6 protein-coding genes are annotated in these 6,100 nt (G+C 67.6%); 3 read left to right on the top strand and 3 right to left on the bottom strand.

Annotation, left to right across the window (positions count from 1 at the left end; all coding sequences use genetic code 11):
* On the bottom strand, positions 1-909 hold a 909-nt coding region (locus VNE62_01735; protein HVE91010.1), incomplete at its 3' end, for an LCP family protein.
* Positions 910-1,000: 91 nt separating this feature from the next.
* The gene (locus tag VNE62_01730; protein ID HVE91009.1) at positions 1,001-1,726 is read right to left on the bottom strand and encodes a class I SAM-dependent methyltransferase; all 726 of its coding nucleotides are present in this window, start codon (positions 1,724-1,726) and stop codon (positions 1,001-1,003) included.
* 335 nt (positions 1,727-2,061) lie between these two features.
* On the opposite strand from VNE62_01730, the gene VNE62_01725 reads away from it, so the two are divergent.
* Positions 2,062-2,196: a hypothetical protein gene (locus VNE62_01725; GenBank protein ID HVE91008.1), complete on the top strand. Its 135-nt coding sequence runs from the start codon at positions 2,062-2,064 to the stop codon at positions 2,194-2,196.
* 1,222 nt (positions 2,197-3,418) lie between these two features.
* On the opposite strand, the gene VNE62_01720 is transcribed toward VNE62_01725, so the two are convergent.
* Positions 3,419-4,558, bottom strand: a complete 1,140-nt coding sequence (locus VNE62_01720) for an acyl-CoA dehydrogenase family protein (GenBank protein HVE91007.1) — start codon at positions 4,556-4,558, stop codon at positions 3,419-3,421.
* 104 nt (positions 4,559-4,662) lie between these two features.
* Between VNE62_01720 and VNE62_01715 the strand changes: the two genes are divergently transcribed.
* Positions 4,663-5,220, top strand: coding sequence for a PadR family transcriptional regulator (locus tag VNE62_01715; protein HVE91006.1), 558 nt, complete (start codon positions 4,663-4,665; stop codon positions 5,218-5,220).
* On the top strand, positions 5,217-6,100 hold an 884-nt coding region (locus tag VNE62_01710), incomplete at its 3' end, for an ABC transporter ATP-binding protein (GenBank protein ID HVE91005.1). The genes VNE62_01715 and VNE62_01710, both read left to right, overlap by 4 nt.

The following is a 6,100-nucleotide window of genomic DNA, read 5'->3' as shown; positions in this document are numbered from 1 at the left end:
GTTGAGGCTGAATCCCTGATCGACCGTGACGTTCTGCGCGAATGCACGGCCCAGGGCCCGAACCCGGTCCGGGCGGCCTAGGATCTGCGGGCGCCCGACCTTCGCCACGACCGCCTTCAAGAACTGCTGCTGTCGCTGGATGCGTCCGAAATCGCCTGAGCCGGTGGCATAGCGGGCGCGGACGAACGAAAGGGCCGCGTTGCCGTCCAGGTGGTTCGGGCCCGCCCGGAGCCGGAACTGGAGCTTGGGGTCGTACAGCTTCTGGTCGAGACAGATGTCGATGCCACCCATTGCGTCCACCATCCTGCGAAAGCCCTTGATGTCGATCTCCATGAAGTGGTTTATGCGAACCCGCGTCAGTCGTTGCACCGTCTCGATCACAGCCTGGGGCCCAGCCTCGTAGGCGCTGTTGATCTTGGCTTGGCGGCGCTTGCCCGGTATCGGCACGTAAAGGTCCCGAGGGAAGTGCAGGAGCACCCCGCGCTTCTCGGAGGGGATGAGCTGCGCGAGGATGATGGTGTCCGCCCTCTGGCCCGAGACGTCGCCGCCGAACATCCTCTTCTCCTCGCGAGTCAGATCCTCGCGGGCGTCGCTGCCGATGAGAAGGATGTTCATCGTCCCGGTCTCCGGGGCAGGCTCGGTGAGCTTTACGTCGACCCGGTCCAGGCTGTTGTTGATGTCGCGGTAGAAGTAAACGGCCCCCGCCGACCCGGTCAGCCCAAGTACCACCAGCCCGGACGCCAGCCCGCGCAGGACCCGCCTGCCGGCCCTTCGGGGACGCAGGGCCCTGTCGAGGCTATGCCGCCAGCGCTCGAGTTCCTGGTCCTCGGACGTGTACCGCTGCTTGTTTCGCGCCAGGGAGGCTCCTCGGGATCGCCGGCTCGGAGGCCGTGGGGCCGGGGTCCACACTAGCAACGGCGGTCGGGCCACCGTGGGTCGGTGGAAGTGAGGTTTTTGTGCAGACGCCGCTCGAGCGGGGCCGCGAGTGGAGCGTCCGGAGCTACGGGCGCTCGAGGACCAGCAGGGTGACCTCGGGAGCCGGCAGCGGCCGGCCGAGGTCCTCGCGCAGGCGGCGCACGCCGCACTCGTACTCGCGCTCGTTGAGCATCCGCAGGGTGGAGAACATGTCGCAGGTCACCATGCGCATGTAGTCCTCGTCCAGGTGCCGGTTCGGGTAGACCCAGTGCACGGAAGTCCTGCTCTCGGCGACGTACAGGCCTGCCTCGGCCGCCCAGTCGCCGATCTCGACCGGGCCCGGCAGGTCGGGGGCCAGCGTCGGAAAGTACTTGGCGAAGAATCGCTGCCGGCTGGAGTCGGGCTTGCCGGATACGACGAGGATGCGGCCGCTGGGGACGACCACCCTTCTCGCCTCCGACAGCAGCGCCACCGGGTCATCTGCGTGGTGCAGGACGTACAGGACGGCCGCGGACCCGGCGGAGCCGGTCCTCAGGGGCAGGGACTCTCCCCTGGCCTGCACGAACGGGACCTTCGGGTTCAGATTCCGGGCCTGCGAGATCATCGCCCGGCTCGGCTCGACCGCCACCACCTCGTGGCCCCTGGTCGTCAGAGCCCTGGCCGGGGCTCCGGCTCCCGCTCCGATGTCCAGGACCGGACCCGGGCACAGCCGCAGCAGGTCGGACAGCTCGTCGATGAAGTCCTCGTCAAACGACCCACGGTGACGGGCGTACTGCTCTGCCACGATCCGGCTCTGAAAAAGCGTGGTCATGGCGGGTCCCGTCCCTCTCTTGGTTGTCGTTTTCGGCTGTCACAGGAAGAAACGGGGGCGGGGGGCTTGTCCGTCGGCTGATTTTGTGAGTTCTTGCGTTTCCGCAGGTGAGAGTTGGTTCGGCGCCGGTGCGGGCCCGCCTGCTCTGCAGTCCTCGCTGGCGCGCCGCTGCGCGCCGCTGGCTGCGGAACTCGCGATCGGACCCGCACCCGGCGCCCACGTCAAGAGGAAGGGCAAGCCCATGCCTACAGTTGCCCGTGGACGAACTCCCCCTGGAGAGCGATTCCCCTGGTGGAGCCTGACCCTCCAAGGATGCCGAGACCGGGGACCCGGTCGTGGAGGTCCTGGAGCAGGCCCTGGCGCGGCTCCTCGAGGATGTCCCGCCGGCGCTGGCAGCGAAGGCCAAGGCCAAGATCAAGTTCAGCGCCTCGCTCCGCGAACGGAGTGACGCCCGCAACGCCGGCGACTGAACGCGTCGGGGGGGTGCGGGGTTGGAGTGGGGTGGGGGCCGGAATGGATGTGGAGCGTGGGGTGCGGAAGGCGCGGCTTCGGGTCGCGATCGCCTTCGGGCTTTCTCTGACGATCCTTTCGGGACTGCTCCTGCTCTCCCGGGATCCTCAACGCCGCGAGGTCCTTAGCTGTGGGATGGGGCCCCCGTTCCCTCCCTCGTCACTTGGGGCTTCCAAGCCTCCGGAACCGAGGGATCGCCGGGCCCGCACGGCCCTTCGGGAGGCCCTGGCGAGGCCGAGGGGATATGGGCACACGGGCACTGACCCGTGGCGCGTCCTTTCCCAGGACGACGACGAGGTGCTGTGGGCAACCGGGTCCGGAGACGTTCTTACGGTTCTTCTCGTGAGGAAGGGCTGGGGCGGGTGGTCGTCATCCTCCTACGGCGGCTGCCGACCGCGTCCGTACCGGCCCGGTAAGGAGAATGGAAGCTGGAAGCTGTTCCCCGGCGTCGTGCCCCAACAGAATTCGAAGGAGCTGGACGTCCTGGTGGAAGGCCACCAGTGCGCGAGCGGCCTGTCCTTCGGCCCCAGGATCAACCGACCGGAGATTGACTACGGCTCCGATCGCGTCGTCGTAACGTTCTTCCTCGACGAACCTCCAGGCAAGTCACACACGTGTCAGGGCATCCCGCCTCACCCGTACCGCCTGCGCCTAGGGCAACCTCTCGGTCCCGCAGGCTCTTGGACGGCGGTATCTATCCGCCGAAGGAGCGTCCTGCGGAAAGTCCGGGCGTTGCCCCGGAAGACAGAGCGGCGTGCATCGGGTTCTTCCGCTTCGCCAGTGAGAGACGAGGAAACGACCCGCGCAAGTCGTTGGAAGCCCTCCGCAAACACGTCTCCTCTCACGTCACCACCCGAAGCAGCGTGGCGCTCCGGGAGGGGGTCGAGTCGCTGCGGGCCGATATGGAATCGGGAGATGAAGAACGCGCCCGATCGGGATCACGCGCGATCGCCAAGGCCTGCCTCGTCAGAGAAAACATGGGCCCGATCGACAGACCCAGGTAGAAAAGAAGCCCTCACGCTCGGGCGAGGGCCCGACGCTTGAGCGTCGGCTCCGGTTTGAGCGTGGCGCCGGGTGCGGGCCCGATCGCGAGTTCCGCAGCCAGCGGCGCAAAGCGGCGCGCCAGCGAGGACTGCAGAGCAGGCGGGTCCGCACCGGCGCACAACAGACGCCAGCTGCCGGCTACTTCAGGATCTTCCGAGCAATGACCACGCGCTGGATCGGGTTCGTGCCCTCGTAGATCTGCGTGATCTTGGCGTCGCGCATCATCCGTTCGACCGGGTACTCCTTGACGTACCCGTACCCCCCAAGGACCTGGACGGCGTCCGTCGTCACCTTCATGGCGACGTCCGAGGCGACGCACTTGGCGTAGGCGGAATGGAGTCCGAGGTCGGGGTGGTGTGAGTCGGCCATGGCAGCCGCCTGGTAGGTCAGCAGGCGTGAGGCCTCGATCTGCATCGCCATGTCCGCCAGCAGGAACTGGATGGCCTGGAACGACGCGATCGGCTGGTCGAACTGCCGGCGCTCCTTGGCGTACTCGCGTGCGAAGTCGTAGGCCCCCTGGGCGATCCCGAGGGCCTGGGCGCCGATGGTCAGGCGCGTGTGGTCCAGCGCCTGCATGGCGATCTTGAATCCTTCGCCTTCGGCCCCCACGAGGTTGTCCGCCGGGATCCGGCAGTCCGAGAAGATCACCTCGGCGGTCGTGGACCCCCGGATGCCCATCTTGTTCTCGTGCTTGCCGACCGCGAAGCCGGGAGCATCGGACGGCACAACGAACGCGGAGATGCCCCGGGTGCCGGCGTCTGCGTTGGTCTTGGCGTAGACGATGTAGTACTTGGACACGCCCGCTCCAGTGATGAACCTTTTGGTTCCGTTGAGGACCCACTCCCCGTCGCTGAGCCTGGCGGTGGTCTTCATGGCGCCCGAGTCCGAGCCCGAACCGGGCTCGGTCAGGCAGTAGCTGATGAGGGCCTCGCCCCGTGCGATCTCCCCCAGGTACCGCGCCTTCTGCTCGCGGCTGCCGGCCAGCAGAATCGGCATCGAACCGAGCTTGTTGACGCCCGGGATCAACGACGAAGAAGCGCAGGCACGGGCGACCTCCTCGATGAAGATCGCGTAGGTGACTGAGTCGGCCCCCGAGCCGCCAAACTCCTCGGGGACGTGGAGGCCGAGCAGGTCGTTCGCCTTGAGGACCTCGAAGACGTCCCACGGGAACTCACCCGTTTCGTCGATCTCGGCGGCGCGGGGGGCGATCTTCGCGTCGGCTATGTCGCGGATCGTCTTGCGGAAGAGCTCTTGGTCCTCGTTGAGCGCGAACTGCATGGTTCCTCCTGGCTTGTTGCGAGTGCCTCAAGGCTACCGGCCCGGGGACGATGGCGGATGGTACGAGTTTGACTAGTTCGAGTTGAACTAGTACGTTTCGACCCATGGCCCTGCCCACCACCTCCCACGTAGTGCTGGGAATGCTGTCGTTCGGACCCATGTCCGGCTACGAGCTCACCCAGTTCGTCGCCAAGTCCGTGGCGAACTTCTGGCCGATCTCCAAGAGCCAGGTCTACGGCGAGCTCGCCAGGCTCGCGGAGCTCGGCCTCGTGAAGTCCACCGCAGTGGAGCAGGAGAAGCTTCCGGACAAGAGGACCTACGAGCTGACCGGTCAGGGCGAGCAGGCATTGGACGAGTGGCTGTCGTCGCCGAAGATGGAGGCGGACCGTCAGCGGTCGGAGTTCCTGGTCCGGATCTTCTTCGGACACCGGCTGTCGCGTCTCCAGCTGCTTGACCTCCTGGACCGCTACGCCCAGGGGGCGGCACAGTGCCGGCAGGAGCTGCAGGCCGTCGTCGAGTCGCTCGGGCAATCACCACACTCGCAGTACGCGCGTGCTACCGCGCTGCTGGGAGTCAGGGTGGCCGAGGCGGTGGTCGCATGGGCCGAGGAGATCCGTCCCGAGCTCGAGAAGTCCAGGGCGCGCAGAGGGGCCCGCCGGTGACCTCTCCCCTGGACACCGCGGCCCGCCCGGTCCTGGAGTGCGCCGGCCTCGTGAAGCGGTTCGGCGACAGGACGGCCGTGGACGGCGCCGGGTTCCACATCCGCTCTGGGGAGGCCTACGGCCTGCTGGGACCCAACGGCGCCGGCAAGACGACCACTATCTCGATGCTGTGCGGACTCCTGCGTCCGGACGCCGGCGAGATCACTGTGGCCGGGCGCAGGATGGACACTGGCGACCCCCAGGTGAAGTCGGCGATCGGCTACGTCCCGCAGGAGATCGCGCTGTATCCCGACCTGACGGCTCGCGAGAACCTGAGATTTTTCGGACGGCTGTACGGGCTGTCCGGACGCGATCTCGGCTCCCGCATCGACGAGACGCTGGACCTTGTGGGACTGGCGGACCGCGGCGACGACCGCGTGTCCACCTACTCCGGGGGGATGCAGCGCCGATTGAACATCGCAGCGGGGCTGCTACACCGTCCGAAGCTTCTCGTCCTGGACGAACCGACGGTCGGCGTGGACCCCCAGAGCCGCAACGCGATCCTCGAGCGGGTCGGCGAGCTGCGCGCCGAGGGTCTGGGCGTGCTGTACACGACCCACTACATGGAGGAGGCCCAGCGGCTGTGCGACCGCATCGGGATCATCGACTCCGGCCGCATCCTCGCCGAGGGAACGACGGCCGAGCTCGTCGCCTCGCTGGGTCACTCCGACCGCGTTGACGTGAAGGCGTCGGGTCCGGTCGAGAAGCTGGCGCTGGACTGCCGCGGGATCGACGGCGTGGACGAGGCCACGGTCGTCGACGGCGGCCTCCAACTCCTCGCGCACGGAGGCAGGCGGGTCCTGCCGCGCCTGCTCGAGGCGGCTGAGCGCAGGGGGGTTGC

It is taken from the genome of Actinomycetota bacterium, assembly GCA_035536535.1.
Lineage (GTDB): Bacteria > Actinomycetota > JAICYB01 > JAICYB01 > JAICYB01 > DATLNZ01.
Note: the sequence above shows the minus strand (reverse complement) of the source record. Positions and strands in the feature narration are given on the sequence as shown.